Below are 17,651 nucleotides of genomic sequence, written 5' to 3'. Positions count from 1 at the left end.
CATCCCGGACTCATCCGGGACGCCGGGTTCCGCGCGCAGGATCAGGGACATGGTCTTCTCTCGCCGGATGGCGGCCCTGGCGGCCGTGGTCCTGATCCCGCTCGGCATCGCCGCGACCAGTTTCGCCCTCACCGACAGCCCGCAGGAACCCAAGGTCCCGGCCAAGGTGGAGCTGGAGAGCGGCTCCCCGACGCCCACGCCCACCTCCTCCTCGCCCGAACCGAAGCCCAGCGACCAGGTGGTGACCCGGCCGCCGGTGACCGACAGCCCTCCGGATGACGACGATGACGACGACCGAGGCCAGGACACCGGGGACACCGGGGACGACTCGTCCGCCGACGACGGATCCACCGACGACGGCTGACCGCGAGCGCCGCCGGATCTCGGCCCGCGTCCGCATCCTGCTCTGGCTGCTGCTCGTGATGGCGGTCGCCCTCGCCTCGGTGGCCGCGACCACCCGCTCGATCCTGCTGCACGACACCGACCAGCGGATCAACGCCCTGCTCGCGCAGGAGGCCGGCGAGTTCGCCAACTTCGAGGAGCAGGGCTTCGACCCGGCCACCGGCCGCCCGTTCACCGACCCGGGGCGGCTGCTGCGGGTCTTCCTGGAGAGGCAGTACGCCGACCTGGACGAGGAGCTGATCGGCCTGGTGGGCGAGAAGAACAGCAGGCCCACCCAGATCATCCAGCAGCGCGAGATCCCGGTCGCCCTGCCCCTGCACAAGGACGCCGACGCCAGGCGCCGCATCCACGCCTCGTCCGACTCCACCGGCACCCTGCACCGGCCTCAGGGCGAGATCCGCTGGGCCAAGGTCACCGTCGCCCGGTACGGCGGCGAACCGGCCGCCGCGTTCGTGGTCGCCTTCCACCCCGGGCGGGAACAGGCTCGCGCGGACGAGGTGTTCCGCGTCCTGCTCGCCATCTCCGGCGTCGCCCTGCTGATGACGACCGGCATCGCCTGGGTGGTCGCGGGCCGGATCCTCAAACCGGTGCGGCTGGTGCGGACCACGGCCGCGCAGCTCACCGAGCAGGACCTGACCCGGCGCATCCCGGTGCACGGACACGACGACGTGGCCGCGCTCGCCGAGACGTTCAACGCCATGCTCGACCGGCTGGAACGCGCCTTCGCCACCCAGCGCCGGTTCGTCGACGACGCGAGCCACGAACTGCGCACCCCGATCACCATCGTGCGCGGCCACCTGGAACTGATGGGCGACGACCCGGCGGAACGCGAGGAGACGGTCCGCCTCGTCACCGACGAACTGGACCGGATGAGCCGCATCGTCGAGGACCTGCTGCTGCTCGCCAAGGCGGAACGCCCCGACTTCGTCACTCCCGAGCCGGTCCAGCTCGCCGAGCTCACCGCCGACGTCTACGTCAAGGCCCGCACCCTCGGCGACCGCGAGTGGGTACTGGCCGAAGTCGCCGACCGCGAGGCCCAGCTGGACCCCCAGCGGATCACCCAGGCCATGGTGCAGCTCGCGCAGAACGCCGTGCAGCACACCACCGCCGGCCAGACCATCCGCATCGGCTCCCGCGCCGACGGCACCCGGATCGAGCTGTACGTCGCCGACTCCGGGCCCGGGGTCCAGCCGCAGGACGCCGAGGTCGTCTTCGAGCGGTTCCGGCGCGGCACGGCGCGGCGCGGGGTGCGCGGGAGCGGTGCCGGGCTCGGGCTGTCGATCGTCAAGGCGATCGCGGAGGGCCACGGCGGGCGGGTCGGCCTGCGCACCACCGAGGGCGGCGGCGCCACCTTCGTACTGACACTGGACTGATTCCGGAAGAGGCTCGCCCATGAACCGCATCCTCATCGTCGAGGACGAGGAGCGCATCGCCTCCTTCGTCGAGAAGGGCCTGCGCGCCAACGGCTTCACCACCACCGCCGTCGCCGACGGCGACGCCGCCTACGAGTACGCCCTCACCGGCGGCTTCGACCTGGTCGTCCTGGACATCGGGCTGCCCGGCCGGGACGGCTTCACGGTCCTGCGCGAGCTGCGCGAGTCCCGGGTGACGACCCCGGTGATCGTGCTGACCGCCCGGGACTCCGTACGGGACACGGTGGCCGGCCTGGAGGGCGGCGCCGACGACTGGATGACCAAGCCGTTCCGCTTCGAGGAACTGCTCGCGCGGGTACGGCTGCGGCTGCGTACGGCGGCCAGGGCGCCGGAGGTGACGGTGCTGAGGTCCGGCGACCTCTCCCTGGACCTGCGTACCCGCCGGGCCCGTGCCGCGGAGCGGACGGTGGACCTGACGGCCCGTGAGTTCGTGCTCCTCGAACTGTTCCTGCGGCATCCGGGGCAGGTCCTGTCGCGGGAGCAGATCCTGTCGCACGTGTGGGGCTACGACTTCGACCCCGGCTCCAACATCGTGGACGTGTACGTGCGGGCACTGCGCAAGAAGCTGGGCGCCCACCGGGTTCAGACGGTACGGGGCATGGGGTACCGGCTGCCGGGCTGACGTATCGGCCCATCGGCCGGCATTGGGTGAAGTTTCCTTCATGTCGGACTCATTGAGGGCTCACCGCCCGGGAGAACCCTCGATGACGTGACGTTGAACCTCCGCCTCGCGGCGGCCCTCTGCGTGGCCCTGTCCCTGTGCGCGCTGCTGGCGGTGCCCGGCAACTTCCCGGCCCTCGGCGGTGACGCGCGCCTCACCCTCGCCGTGTTCGCGCTGGCCACCTGCGCCTGGATCGGCACGTCGATCGACGACACGTACATCGCGCTGGGCGCCGGCCTCGCGCTGACCGCGACCGGCGTGATCAGCAGCGACACCCTCTTCGGCACCCTCGGCGACGACACGGTGTGGCTGCTGATCTGCGCCTTCGTGCTGGCGGCGGCGGTGGCCCGGACCGGGCTCGCCGGGCGGGCGGCGGCGTTCCTGGTCGGCGGGGCGCGCAGCGTGCGGCAGTTGGTCCACCTGACGACGGCCGCGCTGGTGGTGACGGCGTTCGCGGTGCCGGCCACGTCGGGCCGGGCGGCGCTCGCGCTGCCGGTGTTCCTGGCCCTCGCCAAGGCCCTCGCCGACCGGAAGCGACTGGTCGTGATGCTCGCGCTGCTGTTCCCGACCGTGATCCTTCTGTCGGCGGTGGCGACCCTGATCGGTGCGGGAGCGCATCTGATCACCGTGTCGGTGCTGTGGGAGGCGACCGGGGACCGGATCGGCTTCACCCAGTGGCTGCTGCTCGGCCTGCCGCTGGCGGTCGCCTCCTCCCATCTGGCCGCCGAGGCCGTCCTGCTGACGACCACTCGGCGGGCGGACCGCAAGGGCCCCGTCCACATCACCGCCGAGGAGATACAGCGGCACAGCGAGAGCCCGGTCACCGGTCCCTGGACGCAGGCGGAGAAGCGCTGCGCCCTGCTGCTGGCCACGGTGGTGACCCTGTGGTGCAGCGAGCCGCTGCACCACGTCTCCCCCGCGGTCGTGGCGCTCATCGGCGCGGTCGTCGCCTCCTCCCCCGCGCTCGGCACCGTACGGCTCAAGGACGCCCTGAAGACCGTGCCCTGGTCGCTGCTGCTGTTCATGGCGGCCACCATGGCGATGGGCGTCGCGCTCGCCGACTCCGGTGCGGCGAAGTGGCTGGTGTCGGGGCTGCCCGCCGACGTCGCGCCGGCCGTCTTCCTCGGGATCGTGGTCGCGGTGAGCACCGCGGCCCACCTGGTCCTCCAGTCCCGCTCGGCCCGCTCCTCCGTCCTGGTCCCGCTGGTCATCGCCGCGGCCCTGGGCGCCGGGGTCAACCCGGTCGCCGCCGCGCTCGCCTCCACCGCCGCGGCGGGCTTCTGCCACACGCTCCCCGCCTCGGCCAAGCCGGTCACGCTCTTCTCCGACATCCCCGGCACCCCCACCTACACCCCGCGCGACCTGCTGCGGCTGTCGGCCGTCCTGGCACCGCTGACCGCCGCGCTCGTGCTGTTCTTCGCCGCCGCCGTCTGGCCGCTGCTCGGCGTACCCGTGACCCGATGAAGGAGCCCCCCGTGCCCGTCCTCTCCTCCCCGCCGCCCGCCTCCCCGGCCCCCTCCGTGCTGAACCGTGTCGTCGTGGCCCCCAGCGGCTTCAAGGAGTCCCTGTCCGCCCAGGCCGCCGCCGACGCCATCGCGGCGGGCGTCCGCCGGGTCCTGCCGGACGCCGAGATCGACCGCGTCCCGCTCGTCGACGGCGGCGAGGGCACGGCCACCGCGCTGGCGTCCGCGACCGGCGGGCGGCTGGTCGCGCTCGCCGCCACCGGCCCGGTCGGCGAACCCGTCGGCACCCACTTCGCGCTGCTCGGCGCGCAGGACACGGCGGTGGTGGAGATGGCCGCCGTCGCGGGACTCTCCCTGGTCCCCCGCGCCCTGCGCGACCCGGGCGCCACGACGACGTACGGCGTCGGCGAGCTGATCCGCGCCGCGCTCGACACCGGGGTGCGGCGCGTCCTGGTCGGCTGCGGCGACTCGGGCACCTCGGACGGGGGCGCCGGCGCGCTCCAGGCGCTCGGGGCCCGGCTGCTGGACGCGGACGGCTTCGAACTCCCGCACGGCGGGAGCGAGCTGGTCCGCCTCGCCCGCATCGACCCGTCCGGTCTCGACACCCGGCTGAAGGACACCGAACTGCTCGTCGCCTGCAACCCGTTCAACGTGCTGTGCGGAGAGCGGGGCGTGGCACGGGTGTTCGGCCCGCAGAAGGGAGCGACGCCCGCGCAGGTCGAGGAGTTGTCGGCCGGTCTGGAGAACTGGGCGCGCGTCCTCACCCGCGACCTCGGTGTCATCGGCACCGACCTGCGCAACGGCCCGGGCACCGGCGCCTCCGGCGGGCTCGGCGCGGGCCTGGCCGCCGTCGGGGCCCGGCTGCTGCCCCGCTTCGACGTGCTCCTCGACCACCTCGACCTGGACGCCCGCCTCGCCCGCGCCGACCTGGTGCTGACCGCCGAGGGCGCCCTGGACCACCAGACGCCGCGCGGCAAGGTCCCCGCCGAGGTGGCCCGCCGCGCCAAGCTCTACGGCCGTCCCGTCCTCGCCCTGGCCGGCACCCTCGGCGAGGGCGCGCACGAGGTGCCGGGGGTGGACGCCTGCCACGGCATCATGCCGGCGCCGATGGCCCTGGCCGACGCCCTGCTGCGGGCCGCCGAACTCCTCACGGACGCCACGGAGCGGGCGCTGCGGATGATCCTGCTGGGGTCACGGCTGCCGGGCCGGACGGCTCAGCCGGCAAAGGCCGTGTCGGGCACGCAACGCCCCTCCTCGGTACGGTAGTTCCACCGGGCTCCGTCGTCCACCAGCTCCCTGACCGCGTTCACGAACCGCTCGACGTGCTCGTCCGGGGTGCCCGCGCCGAAGCTGACGCGGATGGCGTTGAGGGACTTCTCGCCGGGCGCCGCCTCGGGGGCGCCGCACTCGCCCTGCGCCTGCGGGTCGCTGCCGAGCAGGGTGCGCACCAGCGGGTGGGCGCAGAACAGGCCGTCGCGCACACCGATGCCGTACTCGGCGGAGAGCGCGGCGGCGAAGTGGGAGCTGTTCCATCCTTCGACGACGAAGGAGAGCACGCCGACGCGGGGGGCGTCGTCACCGAAGAGGGAGAGGACGCGCACCTGCGGCACCCGGGCGAGCCCCTCGCGCACCTTTCCGATGAGGTACTCCTCGCGGGCGACCAGCGTGTCGAACCCGGCCTCGGTGAGCGCCTTGCAGGCGGAGGCGACCGCGTAGGCGCCGATGACGTTGGGCGACCCGGCCTCGTGCCGCGCGGCGCTGTCGTGCCACTCCACGTCCACGCCGCCGTCGGCCCGCCGGGTGACCCTGCGGCTCGCGCCGCCGCCGGCGAGGTACGGCTCCGCCTCGCGCAGCCAGTCGGCCCGGCCGGCCAGCACGCCGGCACCGAACGGGGCGTACAGCTTGTGCCCGGAGAAGGCGACCCAGTCCACGTCCAGGTCGGCGACGGACACGGGACGGTGCGGGGCGAGCTGGGCGGCGTCGAGCACGATCCGCGCGCCGTGCGCGTGCGCGGCGGCGGCCAGTTCACGCACCGGCCACAGCTCGCCGGTGACGTTGGAGGCGCCGGTGACGCAGACCAGGGCCGGCCCGTAGGGCTCGCGGGCGACGAGGGCGCGCTCCAGGGTCTCGACGGCCTGCGCGGGGGTGCGCGGGGCGTCGAGGAAGGTCACGTCGGCGTCCCTCCAGGGCAGCAGCGAGGCGTGGTGCTCGGTCTCGAAGACGAAGACCCGGCAGTCGGCGGGCAGCGCCGCGGCGAGCAGGTTGAGCGAGTCGGTGGTGGACCGGGTGAACACGACCTGGTCCCCCTCCCGGCAGCCGAGGAACTCCGCGACGGCCTTCCGGGCGTTCTCGAACAGGTCGGTCGACAGCTGCGACAGGTACCCGGCGCCCCGGTGCACGCTGCCGTAGTAGGGGGCGTAGGCCGCCACGTCGTCCCAGACCCGCTGGAGCGCGGGCGCGCTGGCGGCGTAGTCGAGCGCGGCGTAGGTGACCTCGCCGCCGGTGACGAGCGGGACGGTGACATCTGCGCCCAGGACGGGCAGCGGAGGACAAACGGACTGGTCGGCGGCAAGGGTGGGGACGGACATGGGCGCACTCCCGTGGCGTGAAGGCAGGCGGCGTCACCACGCGGACCGGGCGGGGCCGGGCGTGGGTGCAGCCGAGAAGGCGGGGAAAGGAGGGTGCGGAGGCGAGGCACCGCGTCAGGGTGTCGGGCCGGTCCGAAGGACAGGCCCTATCGCATTCGCTGGTTCACGGGAGACTCCCTCGAGTGGCCCAGGACCCCTGGCCCCACACTTCCGAGAGCGTGCGAGGGGTCCGCGCTTGCCGTGAACCCTGCTGTCCACGGCCTGGTCTTCACCCGGGGCACCCCGCCACGGACGGAGGGTTGCCGGACAGTCGGCCGGGGCCTGATGACTGTCACTCATGACCTGCCAAGGAACGTACGGGAAAAGATCGGCGTCCCGCAACCCGGGTCCGGATCGCGGGACGCTCGTCGCACGGGAGGGCCGTTACGCGTTGCTCGCGGCCACCCAGCGGTCCAGGGCGCGCTTGGCGGCACCCGAGTCGATCGCCTCGGCGGCCCGGTCCATGCCGGCCCGGAGCTGCTCGGCGAGCGGCGCCTCGCCGGGCTCCAGGGCGACCAGGGCCGCCGCCGAGTTCAGCAGCACCGCGTCCCGTACCGGGCCCGTCTCGCCGGCCAGCAGGCGGCGGGCGACGTCGGCGTTGTAGGAGGCGTCGGCGCCGCGCAGCGCCTCGACCGGCACCAGTTCGAGGCCGACGTCCCGCGGGTCGAAGGCCTCCTCGGTGACCCGGCCGTCCCGCACGACCCAGACCCGGGAGGTGGCGGTCGTGGTCAGCTCGTCGAGGCCGTCGTCGCCGCGGAACACCAGGGACGAGTGGCCGCGCTCGGCGAAGACACCGGCGATGATCGGTGCCATCCGAGCGTGGGCGACCCCGACCGCCTGGGACTTCACCCTGGCCGGGTTGGTCAGCGGGCCCAGGAAGTTGAACACCGTGCGGATGCCCAGCTGGCCGCGCGCCGACGCCACGTGGCGCAGCGACGGGTGGAACTTCACGGCGAAGCAGAAGGTGATGCCGGCCTCCTCGGCGACCTCCGCGACGCGTTGCGGCGTGAGCTCCAGGTTGACCCCGAGCTTCTCCAGGACGTCGGAGGCCCCGGACGCCGAGGAGGCGGCCCGGTTGCCGTGCTTGACGACCTTGGCGCCCGTGCCGGCCACGACGATCGCCGACATGGTGGAGATGTTGACGGTCTTGGCGCCGTCGCCGCCGGTGCCGACGATGTCGACGGTCTCCCCCGGCACCTCGATCACGTTGGCGTGGGCGTACATGGTGCGGACCAGGCCGGAGATCTCCTCGACGGTCTCGCCCTTGAACCTGAGGCCCACCGCGAAGCCGGCGATCTGGGCGTCGGTCGCCTCGCCGCGCATGATCACGTCCAGCGCCCAGGCCGTGTCGTCCGCGGACAGGTCGCGGCCGTCCAGCAGTCCGTTCAGCAGGGCGGGCCAGGAGCGGCCCGCCGCGGTGTCGCCTCCAGCGGGAGTCACAGCGCTCATGAGCCGCTCCTGAATCGTGTGTGTCGTGGAATGGGAGTGTGGTCCCACCCTATCCAGCCCCGGGCGCCGCGAAGGGCCCCGTCCGAGGAACGGACGGGGCCCTTCGCGGTGGTGTGGCGACGCTGGAGGGTCAGTGGTGGCCGTGGCCGCTCGTGATCTCCTTGTACTCCTCGACGGTCGGCTTCGGAATCTGCGACTCCTCGCCGTAGTAGGCCTCGCTGAGCTTGGCGCGGAGCTTCTCGGTGGTCTTCACCTTGCGCTCGACACCGTTCTCGTCGACCGTCGGGCCGATCTCGGCCGGCTTGTACTGCTCGTGCGCCGTGAGCGTGTGCAGCTGCTCCTGGCTGAGCGGCTCGTGCACCTCGATGAACTCACCGTGCGGCAGGCGCTTGATGATGCCGGACTCGCGGCCGTGCAGCACCTTCTCCTTGTCCCGGCGCTGGAGGCCGAGGCAGATCCGCTTGGTGACGACGAACGCGATGACCGGTCCGACGAAGAACCCGATCCGCACGAACCACGTGACCGCGTTGATCGACAGGTGGAAGTGGGTGGCGACGATGTCGTTGCCACCGCCGATCAGCATGATCATGTAGGCGGTGACCCAGGCCACGCCGAACGCCGTCCGGGTCGGGGCGTTGCGCGGCCGGTCCAGGATGTGGTGCTCGCGCTTGTCCCCGGTCACCCAGGACTCGATGAACGGGTACACCGCGATCAACGCGAGGAAGATCCCGAAGATCACGAGCGGGATGAAGACGCCCAGGACCAGCGTGTGACCCCAGAAGTTGATCTCCCAGCCCGGCATGGCGCGGACCAGGCCCTCGGCGAAGCCCATGTACCAGTCGGGCTGGGCGCCGGTGGAGACCATGTCCGGCCGGTAGGGGCCGATGGACCAGATCGGGTTGACCGACGCGATGCCCGCGATGGCCGCGATGACACCGAAGACCAGGAAGAAGAAGCCTCCGGCCTTGGCCATGTACACCGGCAGCAGCGGCATGCCGACGACGTTCTTGTTGGTCTTGCCGGGACCCGCGAACTGCGTGTGCTTGTGGTAGAAGACCAGGATCAGGTGGCCGACCACGAGCCCGAGCATGATGCCCGGCAGCAGCAGGATGTGGATCGAGTAGAACCGGGCGACGAAGTCGGTCCCGGGGAACTCCCCGCCGAACAGGAACATCGAGATGTACGTGCCGACGATCGGCACGGACAGGATCGCGCCCTGCGTGAAGCGGACACCGGTGCCGGAGAGCAGGTCGTCCGGGAGCGAGTAGCCGGTGAAACCGGTGAACATGCCCAGGACGAACAGCAGGAAGCCGAACAGCCAGTTGATCTCGCGCGGCTTGCGGAACGCGCCGGTGAAGAAGACGCGCATCATGTGCACGAACATGCCGGCGAGGAAGATGATCGCCGCCCAGTGGTGGATCTGCCGGATCAGCAGACCGCCGCGCACCTCGAAGCTGATGTCGAGCGTCGACTTGTACGCCTCGCTCATCAGCTGTCCCTGCATCGGGACGTACGCGCCGTGGTACTCCACCTCGTTCATCGACGGGTGGAAGAACAGCGTCAGGTACACACCCGTGAGGATGATGATGATGAAGCTGTAGAGGCAGATCTCACCGAGCATGAAGGACCAGTGGTCCGGGAAGATCTTGCGCATGTTGGCCTTGGCCAGGGAGTAGATCCCGAGCCGGCCGTCGGCCCAGTCGGCGACGCGTTCGCCGGCCGGGGCCTTTCCGCGCGATCGGCCCGCCGTGGCGCCGGCGGACGGGTTCGGGTTGCTCGCTGCAGTACTCATCCGCGCTCCCAGAATGCAGGACCGACGGGCTCCTCGAAGTCGCTGAGCGCTTCGAGATAGCCCTCGTCGTTCACGCCGATCCGCAGCTGCGGCAGGGGGTGGCCGGCGGGACCGAAGATCACCCGGGCACCGTCGGCAAGGTCGAAGGTGGACTGGTGGCACGGGCACAGCGCGTGGTGCGTCTGCTGCTCGTACAGGGAGATCGGGCACCCGACGTGGGTGCAGATCTTCGAGTACGCCACGACGCCCTCGTGCGACCACTCGAGCTCGCGCTTGTCCTTGATGGCCTCCGGCTCCAGCCGGATGATCATCAGGGCGGCCTTGGCGATCTCGTTCTGGAAACCGTGGTCGTGCTCCTCCAGGCCCTCGGGCTTGGCGAAGGTGAGGGAACCGACCGCGATGTCCGACGGGCGCATCGGCTCGTTCGTGTTCATGTTGACGAGCAGCTTGCCCTTGGACCACAGCGTGTGGCGGAGCTTCGTCCCGGGCAGCGGGCCGAGGTCGCGCAGCAGGACGACGCCGGAGAGCGGCACCAGCGTCAGTGCCCCGAACATCGTGTTGCGGATCAGCTTGCGCCGGCCGATCACCGACTCCTTGGCACCCTGCTTGAAGTCCGCGTGGACCTTCGCGCGGACCTCGGGCGAGGCCTCGATCGGGTGCCGCTCGTCGGCGACCTCCTCGTCGGACATCAGGGTGCGCGCCCAGTGGACGGCGCCCGCGCCGATGGCGAACAGCGCCACGCCCAGGGTCAGGCCCAGCGCGAGGTTCATCGCGTTGATGTGCCCGAGCGGCCAGACGTAGATCGACTTGTCGTGCGGGATCGCCACGAACGAGGCGATGAAGCCGATGGTGGCCAGCATCGACAGCGTGAACAGCAGGGCGACCGTGCGCTCGGACCGCTTGGCGGCCCGCTCGTCGATGTCCTGGATCCGGTGCTCGTGGGGCGGCAGCCCCGGGTCCGCGAACGGGTGCTTCTCGTCCGCGGGCTTCGGCGCGCCGTGCGCGCCGCCCTGCTCGGCCGGCAGGTTCTCTTCTGGGATGTCTTGGCTACTCATGACTTCTTGGCCTTTGCGGTCCGGGCGGCGACCCACACGGCGACGGCGATGCAGCCGCCGAGGCCGAAGATCCAGCCGAAGAGTCCCTCACTGACGGGCCCGAGGCCGCCCAGCGAGAGGCCGCCGGGGTCCACGGTCTCGTCCGAGTTGACCGCGTGCAGGTAGGCGATGATGTCCTTCTTGTTCTGCTCGGTCAGCGTGCTGTCCGGGAAGGAAGGCATGTTCTGCGGGCCGGTCTGCATGGCCTCGTAGATGTGCTTCGGGTCGACGTCCTCGAGGGTCGGCGCGTACTTGCCGTGCGTCAGCGCGCCGCCCTTGCCGGTGAAGTTGTGGCACTGCGCGCAGTTGTTGCGGAACAGCTCACCGCCCTTGGCGCTGTCCGCGCCCTCCGGGCCGTACTTCTCCTGCGACGGGACCGCCGGACCGGCACCCAGCGAGGCGACGTAGGCCGCCAGCTGGTCGATCTCCGCCTGGGAGTAGATCACCTTCTTGCGCGGAACCTGGGCGCCGGGCTGCTGGGCCGGCATACGGCCGGTGCCCACCTGGAAGTCGACGGCGGCGGCGCCGACTCCGACCAGGCTCGGACCGTCGGTGGTGCCCTGACCTCCGGTGCCGTGGCAACTGGCACAGCCGACGGCGTAGAGCTTCTTGCCCTCGTCGATGGCGAGGGACTGGGCGGTTTCATCGGCCTGCGCCTTGCTCGCGGGTGCGAACGCGGCGTACAGCCCCCCTGTGCATGCCAGCGCGAGGAGTAGGACGACGAGCGCCGCCAGCGGATGGCGTCGTCGTGCGGAGAGCTTTTTCACGGATTACCCCGGTGTCAGGATTTTCTGCGTCGATGCTTCGGGTATTGCGCGGGTGCGTGCCGCGACTACTTGATCATGTAGATCGTGGCGAAGAGGCCGATCCAGACGACATCGACGAAGTGCCAGTAGTAGGACACGACGATGGCGGCGGTCGCCTGCTCGTGGGTGAACCTCCGGGCCGCGTAGGTGCGGCCGAGGACCAGCAGGAAGGCGATGAGTCCGCCCGTCACGTGCAGTCCGTGGAAGCCGGTGGTCAGGTAGAACACCGAGCCGTACGGGTCCGACGAGAGCGAGAGACCCTCGTGCTTGACCAGTTCGGTGTACTCGAACACCTGACCGCCGATGAAGATCGCACCCATCACGAAGGTGACGATGAACCACATCCGGAGCTTCTTCACGTCACCGCGCTCGGCCGCGAACACGCCGAGCTGGCAGGTGAGGGAGGAGAGCACCAGGATCGTGGTGTTCGTCGCGGAGAACGGGAAGTTCAACGCGTCGGCCTTCTCGGACCAGAAGTCCGGGCCGGTCACCGATCGCAGGGTGAAGTACATCGCGAAGAGGGCCGCGAAGAACATCAGCTCGGAGCTCAACCAGATGATGGTTCCGACGCTGGTGAGGTTCGGCCGGTTGACCGACGGGTGCGCGTGCCCGGTTTCTACTGTCGTTGCTGTCGCCACGACCGACATTATGTCGGTCGCTTATCCCGCCCTCACCCCGGGGGGTGCCGTTCGGAGTGTCCGCACCGTCTGTACTGCCCGTATGGCCCATCGAAGGGCCCCTCGAAGCCGTGTCCGAACCAGTGTTGACGACGTGTCCGAGGGAGTAGCATCCGGCGCGACGGGCTACGACTGTTTCACTGCGTATCGGAGGAAGCATGCAGCCGACCGCCACGGTGCTGGTCTACAGCGACGACTCCAACACCCGCGAACAGGTGCGGCTGGCGACCGGTCGCCGGCCCGCCCCGGACGTGCCCGTCGTCGAGTTCGTGGAGTGCGCCACCCCGGCCGCCGCGATCAAGGAGCTGGACAAGGGCGGGATCGACGTCTGCGTCTTCGACGGCGAGGCGGTGCCCATGGGGGGCATGGGCCTGTGCCGTCAGATCAAGGACGAGATCTTCCGGTGTCCGCCGGTGCTGCTGCTCATCGCGCGGCCGCAGGACGCGTGGCTGGCGACGTGGAGCCGCGCGGAGGCGGCTGTGACGCTTCCGGTGGAGCCGGTGGAGTTCGCGGGCGCGCTGGCCTCGCTGCTGCGGCAGAAGAGGCTGCAGGGCGTCTGAGGGCACCTGGGGCGCCCCTCGGGGCGTCACACCGCCGTCGGTCGCAGCCTCGCCGCCTCCTGGGCGTCCGTGGCGTTCGGGTTGCCACCCGTGAGGGCGCTGCCCGTACGCCATTCGGTCCAGTCCAGGTTCCAGTCGCCGAAGCCGTTGCCGAAGGGTTCCATCGTCTCGCCGGCGGAGTTGACGACCTCGACGAGGTCGCCCTTCTGGACGGTGTCGAAGAACCACTCCGCGCTGGCGGTGCTCATGCCCACGCAGCCGTGGCTGACGTTGGCGGAGCCCTGGGAGCCGACGGACCAGGGGGCGGCGTGCACGTACTCGCCGCTCCAGGTGACCCGGGTGGCGAAGTACACGGGCAGGTCGTACGACTCCGAGGAGCCCTCGGCGATGCCGACGGTGCTGCTGCGCATGCGTACGAAGGGTTCCTTGCCCAGGACCACCTTGACGCCGTTGCGGGTCTCGAAGCCGGGCTTGCCGGCGGTGACGGGGATCTGCCTGATCTCCTCGCCGTCCCGGTAGACGGTCAGCGTGTGCGCGGCGGCGTCGGTGACGGCCACGACGTGGTCGTCCGTGGTGATGGTGAGGGGCTTGGCGGTGCCGCCCCACATCCGGTCGCCGACCTTGATGCCGTCGAGGGTGCTGCTGACCTGGACGGTGGCGTGGGCGGGCCAGTACTCCTCGGGCCGGTAGTGGAGCTTCTTGTCGTCCACCCAGTGCCAGGCGCCCTCCACGGCGGGGGTGGACCGCACCTTCAGGGCGCGTTCCACTATGGCCCGCTGGGCCGGGTCCGCGACCGGCCGGCTCAGTTCCGCGGTGACGGGCTGGCCGACGCCGTACGAGCCCGCCTCGGGCCCGAAGGAGATGTCCAGGGTCTTCTTGGTGCTGGGCCGGCCGGTCTCGAAGGTGAGGACCTTGCGGCCGGGCGCGCCGTCGCCGTCCTCGGTGCTGACCCGCACCGTGTAGCGGGCGCCCGCGGCCAGCGGTGAGGTGCTGTGCCAGCGGGCCCCGTCGGCGGAGAGTTCGCCCGCGACGTGGCGGCCCGCCGCGTCCATGGCCGTGACGTCCGTGATGCGCCCGTCGGCGCCCTCGGCGACGACCTCCAGGGGCTGGTCCGGGTCGGCCTTCTTCCCGGCCTCCGTGGGGCCGTTGAAGGAGATCTGGCCCGCCGCGTCGTACGGCGCGGCGGACAACGGGTTGTCGTCGCCGCCGGTGCAGGCGGTGACGCCCGCGCCGAGGGCCATCACCAGCAGGGTGCAGCCGACGACCGTACGCCCCCGCGCCTGGAAGTGAACCGTGTTGCTCATGTCCTCACGCTAGGGAGCAACGTCAACGGCGGCACGGCGGGTAAGCCGGACGAGTGAGGACGGTGCGGCAGACGAAGGGGCCCGGACGCTCCTTTCGGAGTGTCCGGGCCCCTCGGCGCTCGGCGCGTGCTACTGGGTGCGGTTCTCACCGCGGTAGTACTCGAAGACCCAGCCGAACAGGCCGATCAGGAGGATCGGTGCGGAGAAGTACACGAGCCACCAGCCGACCGCGATGCCCAGGAAGGCGAACGCTCCGCCGATCCCGAGCGCCAGCGGCTGCCAGCTGTGCGGGCTGAAGAACCCGACCTCGCCGGCGTCGTCCGCGACGTCCGCTTCCTTGTTGTCCTGGGCACCGGCGTCGACCCGCCTGGCCGTGAAGGCCAGGTAGAAGCCGATCATGATGGCCAGGCCGAAGGCCAGGAAGAGGGCCGTGGTGCCGGCCGGCTCCTTCGACCAGTAGCCGTAGACGATCGCGACGGCCAGGATGAAGACGCTCAGCCAGATGAAGAGCTTGCCCTGGATCTTCACTTCCCGGCCTCCTTGCCGCCGGCGAGGGCCTTCTCCCCGTGACCGACGTTCTCGAGCTGGTCGAGCGCGGCGACCTCGGGGTGGTGCAGGTCGAAGGCGGGGGATTCACTGCGGATGCGCGGCAGCGTGAGGAAGTTGTGCCGCGGCGGCGGGCAGGAGGTCGCCCACTCCAGCGAACGGCCGTAGCCCCACGGGTCGTCCACGTTGACCGGCTTGCCGTACTTGGCCGTCTTCCAGATGTTGTAGAAGAACGGCAGCAGGGACATGCCGAGCAGGAACGAGCTGATCGTCGAGATCGTGTTCAGGGCGGTGAAGCCGTCGGCCGCCAGGTAGTCGGCGTACCGGCGCGGCATGCCCTCGGCGCCCAGCCAGTGCTGGACCAGGAAGGTGCCGTGGAAGCCGACGAACAGCGTCCAGAAGGTGATCTTGCCCAGCCGCTCGTCCAGCAGCTTGCCGGTGAACTTCGGCCACCAGAAGTGGAAGCCGGCGAACATCGCGAACACCACGGTGCCGAACACCACGTAGTGGAAGTGCGCCACCACGAAGTACGAGTCCGAGACGTGGAAGTCCAGCGGCGGCGAGGCCAGGATGACACCGGTCAGACCACCGAAGAGGAAGGTGATCAGGAAGCCGGTGGACCAGAGCATCGGTGTCTCGAAGGACAACGAGCCCTTCCACATGGTGCCGATCCAGTTGAAGAACTTCACACCGGTCGGGACCGCGATCAGGAAGGTCATGAAGGAGAAGAACGGCAACAGCACGCCGCCCGTGACGTACATGTGGTGGGCCCACACCGTCACCGACAGACCGGCGATCGCGATCGTCGCGGCGATCAGACCCATGTAGCCGAAGATCGGCTTGCGGGAGAAGACCGGGATGATCTCACTGACGATGCCGAAGAACGGCAACGCGATGATGTACACCTCTGGATGCCCGAAGAACCAGAACAGGTGTTGCCACAGCAGCGCTCCGCCGTTGGCCGAGTCGAAGATGTGCGCACCGAACTTGCGGTCCGCCTCCAGGGCGAACAGGGCCGCGGCCAGCACCGGGAAGGCGAGCAGGACCAGCACACCGGTCAGCAGCACGTTCCAGGTGAAGATCGGCATGCGGAACATGGTCATGCCGGGCGCGCGCATGCAGATGATCGTGGTGATGAAGTTGACCGAGCCGAGGATCGTGCCGAAGCCGGAGAAGGCCAGACCCATGATCCACAGGTCACCGCCGATGCCCGGCGAGTGCACCGCGTCGGACAGCGGGGAGTAGGCGAACCAGCCGAAGTCGGCCGCGCCCTGCGGGGTCAGGAAGCCGCCCACCGCGATGAGCGAGCCGAACAGGTACAGCCAGTAGGCGAACATGTTCAGCCGGGGGAAGGCCACGTCCGGCGCGCCGATCTGCAGCGGCATGATCCAGTTCGCGAAGCCCGAGAACAGCGGCGTCGCGAACATCAGCAGCATGATCGTGCCGTGCATCGTGAACGACTGGTTGAACTGCTCGTTCGACATGATCTGCAGGCCCGGACGGGCCAGCTCGGCGCGCATGAGCAGCGCCATCACGCCGCCGATCACGAAGAACGCGAACGACGTCACCAGATACAGCGTGCCGATCGTCTTGTGGTCGGTGGTCGTCAGCCACTTGACCACGATCTCGCCACGCCTCTGGCGCCGGACCGGCAGCTCGTCCTGGTAGTGGGACCCTGCTGCCGCGGCACCCTGGGGTTCGTTGAGGATGCTCACAGGTTGTTCGTCTCCCGGTTCTTCTCGTGGCTCGTCTGCGCGATGCCCGCGGGAACGTAACCGGTCTGCCCCTTCTTCGCGAGGTCCTGGAGGTGCTGCTCGTAGCGCTCCGGGGAGACGACCTTCACGTTGAACAGCATCCGGGAGTGGTCCACGCCGCACAGCTCGGCGCACTTGCCCATGAAGGTGCCCTCCCGGTTGGGGGTCACCTCGAAGGCGTTGGTGTGGCCCGGAATGACGTCCTGCTTCATGAGGAACGGCACCACCCAGAAGGAGTGGATGACGTCACGCGAGGTCAGGACGAAGCGGACCTTCTTGCCCTTGGGGAGCCAGAGGGTCGGACCCGGGTTGTTGTTCTGCGGGTTCCGCGTGCCCGGGACACCGCAGTCGTAGACGCCGCCGGCGTTCGCCGGGAAGTCGTCCTTGAACCGGTCCGGGATGGCGGCCAGTTCCTTGGAGGTCTTGGCGTCGCCGGTGGAACCTTCGACGTTCTCGACGTGGTTGAAGCACCAGCTCCACTGGAAGCCGACCACGTTGACCGTGACGTCGGGCTTCTTCTCCAGGCTCATGAGTTCGGACTCGTCACGGGCGGTGAAGTAGAACAGCACCGAGACGATGACGAGCGGAACGATGGTGTACAGCGCCTCGATGGGCAGGTTGTACCTGTTCTGCGGAGGAACCTCGACCTTGGTCCGGCTGCGCCGGTGGAAGAAGACACTCCACAGGATCAGGCCCCACACCAGCACGCCGGTGGCCAGCGCGGCAGCCCACGATCCCTGCCACAGGGAGAGGATCCGCGGAGCCTCTTCCGTGGTTGGGGTGGGCATGCCGAGGCGGGGGAAGTCCTCGTATGTGCAACCGGTGGCGGTCGCCAGGACCAGGCCCGCGGTCAGTGCCTGCAGCAGCTTCCGCCGCATCGGGCGCCGCGGCGAGCGGTCGGAGCCGTTGGGACTCACGTAGCGCCTTCCCGAGAGTCTCGCCCGCGCTGTTCGGCTGCGGCCTTCTCGCTGGTCGGTCGCCGCCCTGCGTCGGGCAGGGGTTTGATGTTTATGCGGACCAAACCCTAGCCGACGTCCTCCGGGGGGTCGCGGGGAGGGTGGCATACGCGCCGTCGGTCACTCC

The 17,651-nt window shown here is 70.3% G+C and carries 16 protein-coding genes and 1 riboswitch; of the genes, 6 read left to right on the top strand and 10 right to left on the bottom strand.

The genetic code is table 11. The annotated features are described in order from the left end of the window. The first annotated feature begins 49 nt into the window (after positions 1 to 49). The 5 genes from ACP4IX_RS11295 (at position 50) to ACP4IX_RS11275 (ending at position 5,225) form a co-directional block, all read left to right on the top strand. Positions 50 to 364 (top strand): small secreted hydrophilic protein, encoded by a 315-nt coding sequence (locus ACP4IX_RS11295; protein WP_426526101.1) that lies wholly within the window; start codon positions 50 to 52, stop codon positions 362 to 364. Further along, positions 285 to 1,775, top strand: a complete 1,491-nt coding sequence (locus ACP4IX_RS11290; protein ID WP_426555413.1) for an ATP-binding protein — start codon at positions 285 to 287, stop codon at positions 1,773 to 1,775. The genes ACP4IX_RS11295 and ACP4IX_RS11290 overlap by 80 nt, the downstream gene beginning before the upstream one ends. Positions 1,776 to 1,794: 19 nt before the next feature. Then, on the top strand, positions 1,795 to 2,457 hold the full coding sequence (locus tag ACP4IX_RS11285; RefSeq protein WP_426526105.1) for a response regulator transcription factor: 663 nt from the start codon (positions 1,795 to 1,797) through the stop codon (positions 2,455 to 2,457). Between the two features lie 87 nt (positions 2,458 to 2,544). Next, positions 2,545 to 3,960, top strand: a complete 1,416-nt coding sequence (locus ACP4IX_RS11280; protein WP_426526107.1) for an SLC13 family permease — start codon at positions 2,545 to 2,547, stop codon at positions 3,958 to 3,960. 56 nt (positions 3,961 to 4,016) lie between these two features. After that, positions 4,017 to 5,225, top strand: coding sequence for a glycerate kinase (locus ACP4IX_RS11275; RefSeq protein WP_426555482.1), 1,209 nt, complete (start codon positions 4,017 to 4,019; stop codon positions 5,223 to 5,225). Here the strand turns inward: ACP4IX_RS11275 and ACP4IX_RS11270 are convergent. The 6 genes from ACP4IX_RS11270 to ACP4IX_RS11245 all read right to left on the bottom strand — a co-directional run bounded on the left by ACP4IX_RS11270 (position 5,174) and on the right by ACP4IX_RS11245 (position 12,374). Next, positions 5,174 to 6,547: an aminotransferase class V-fold PLP-dependent enzyme gene (locus tag ACP4IX_RS11270; RefSeq protein WP_426555412.1), complete on the bottom strand. Its 1,374-nt coding sequence runs from the start codon at positions 6,545 to 6,547 to the stop codon at positions 5,174 to 5,176. The genes ACP4IX_RS11275 and ACP4IX_RS11270 overlap by 52 nt on opposite strands. Before the next feature lie 226 nt (positions 6,548 to 6,773). Then, positions 6,774 to 6,890: riboswitch (SAM riboswitch) on the bottom strand. Positions 6,891 to 6,970: 80 nt separating this feature from the next. Further along, on the bottom strand, positions 6,971 to 8,035 hold the full coding sequence (trpD, locus tag ACP4IX_RS11265; protein WP_426526111.1) for an anthranilate phosphoribosyltransferase: 1,065 nt from the start codon (positions 8,033 to 8,035) through the stop codon (positions 6,971 to 6,973). Between the two features lie 130 nt (positions 8,036 to 8,165). After that, a complete protein-coding gene (locus tag ACP4IX_RS11260) occupies positions 8,166 to 9,827 on the bottom strand; it encodes a cytochrome b (protein WP_426526113.1) in 1,662 nt (553 codons plus the stop codon). Next, complete coding sequence (locus ACP4IX_RS11255; protein WP_426526115.1) at positions 9,824 to 10,882, bottom strand: Rieske 2Fe-2S domain-containing protein; 1,059 nt, start codon at positions 10,880 to 10,882, stop codon at positions 9,824 to 9,826. The genes ACP4IX_RS11260 and ACP4IX_RS11255 overlap by 4 nt, the downstream gene beginning before the upstream one ends. Beyond that, a complete protein-coding gene (locus tag ACP4IX_RS11250; RefSeq protein ID WP_426526117.1) occupies positions 10,879 to 11,688 on the bottom strand; it encodes a c-type cytochrome in 810 nt (269 codons plus the stop codon). Before ACP4IX_RS11250 ends, ACP4IX_RS11255 begins: the two co-directional genes overlap by 4 nt. A gap of 65 nt (positions 11,689 to 11,753) precedes the next feature. After that, positions 11,754 to 12,374 carry an aa3-type cytochrome oxidase subunit III gene (locus ACP4IX_RS11245; protein ID WP_029393865.1) on the bottom strand — a complete coding sequence of 207 codons (621 nt, stop codon included), beginning with the start codon at positions 12,372 to 12,374 and terminating at the stop codon, positions 11,754 to 11,756. A gap of 188 nt (positions 12,375 to 12,562) precedes the next feature. Between ACP4IX_RS11245 and ACP4IX_RS11240 the strand changes: the two genes are divergently transcribed. After that, positions 12,563 to 12,964, top strand: coding sequence for a hypothetical protein (locus ACP4IX_RS11240; protein ID WP_426526120.1), 402 nt, complete (start codon positions 12,563 to 12,565; stop codon positions 12,962 to 12,964). Between the two features lie 26 nt (positions 12,965 to 12,990). On the opposite strand, the gene ACP4IX_RS11235 is transcribed toward ACP4IX_RS11240, so the two are convergent. From ACP4IX_RS11235 to coxB, 4 genes are all read right to left on the bottom strand, one after another. Beyond that, entirely contained in the window at positions 12,991 to 14,268 is a 1,278-nt protein-coding gene (locus ACP4IX_RS11235; RefSeq protein ID WP_426526122.1) for an Ig-like domain-containing protein, read from the bottom strand. 129 nt (positions 14,269 to 14,397) lie between these two features. Further along, positions 14,398 to 14,796, bottom strand: a complete 399-nt coding sequence (locus tag ACP4IX_RS11230; RefSeq protein WP_426526124.1) for a cytochrome c oxidase subunit 4 — start codon at positions 14,794 to 14,796, stop codon at positions 14,398 to 14,400. Next, on the bottom strand, positions 14,793 to 16,529 hold the full coding sequence (ctaD, locus tag ACP4IX_RS11225) for a cytochrome c oxidase subunit I (RefSeq protein ID WP_426526126.1): 1,737 nt from the start codon (positions 16,527 to 16,529) through the stop codon (positions 14,793 to 14,795). The genes ACP4IX_RS11230 and ctaD overlap by 4 nt, the downstream gene beginning before the upstream one ends. Next, entirely contained in the window at positions 16,526 to 17,485 is a 960-nt protein-coding gene (gene coxB / locus ACP4IX_RS11220) for a cytochrome c oxidase subunit II (RefSeq protein ID WP_426526128.1), read from the bottom strand. Before coxB ends, ctaD begins: the two co-directional genes overlap by 4 nt. Positions 17,486 to 17,651 lie beyond the last annotated feature (166 nt).

Source organism: Streptomyces sp. WG5 (assembly GCF_049974565.1).
In the GTDB taxonomy this organism is placed as follows: domain Bacteria; phylum Actinomycetota; class Actinomycetes; order Streptomycetales; family Streptomycetaceae; genus Streptomyces.
The sequence above is the reverse complement of the archived record's forward strand: the minus strand, read 5'-3'. Positions and strand labels throughout refer to the sequence as shown.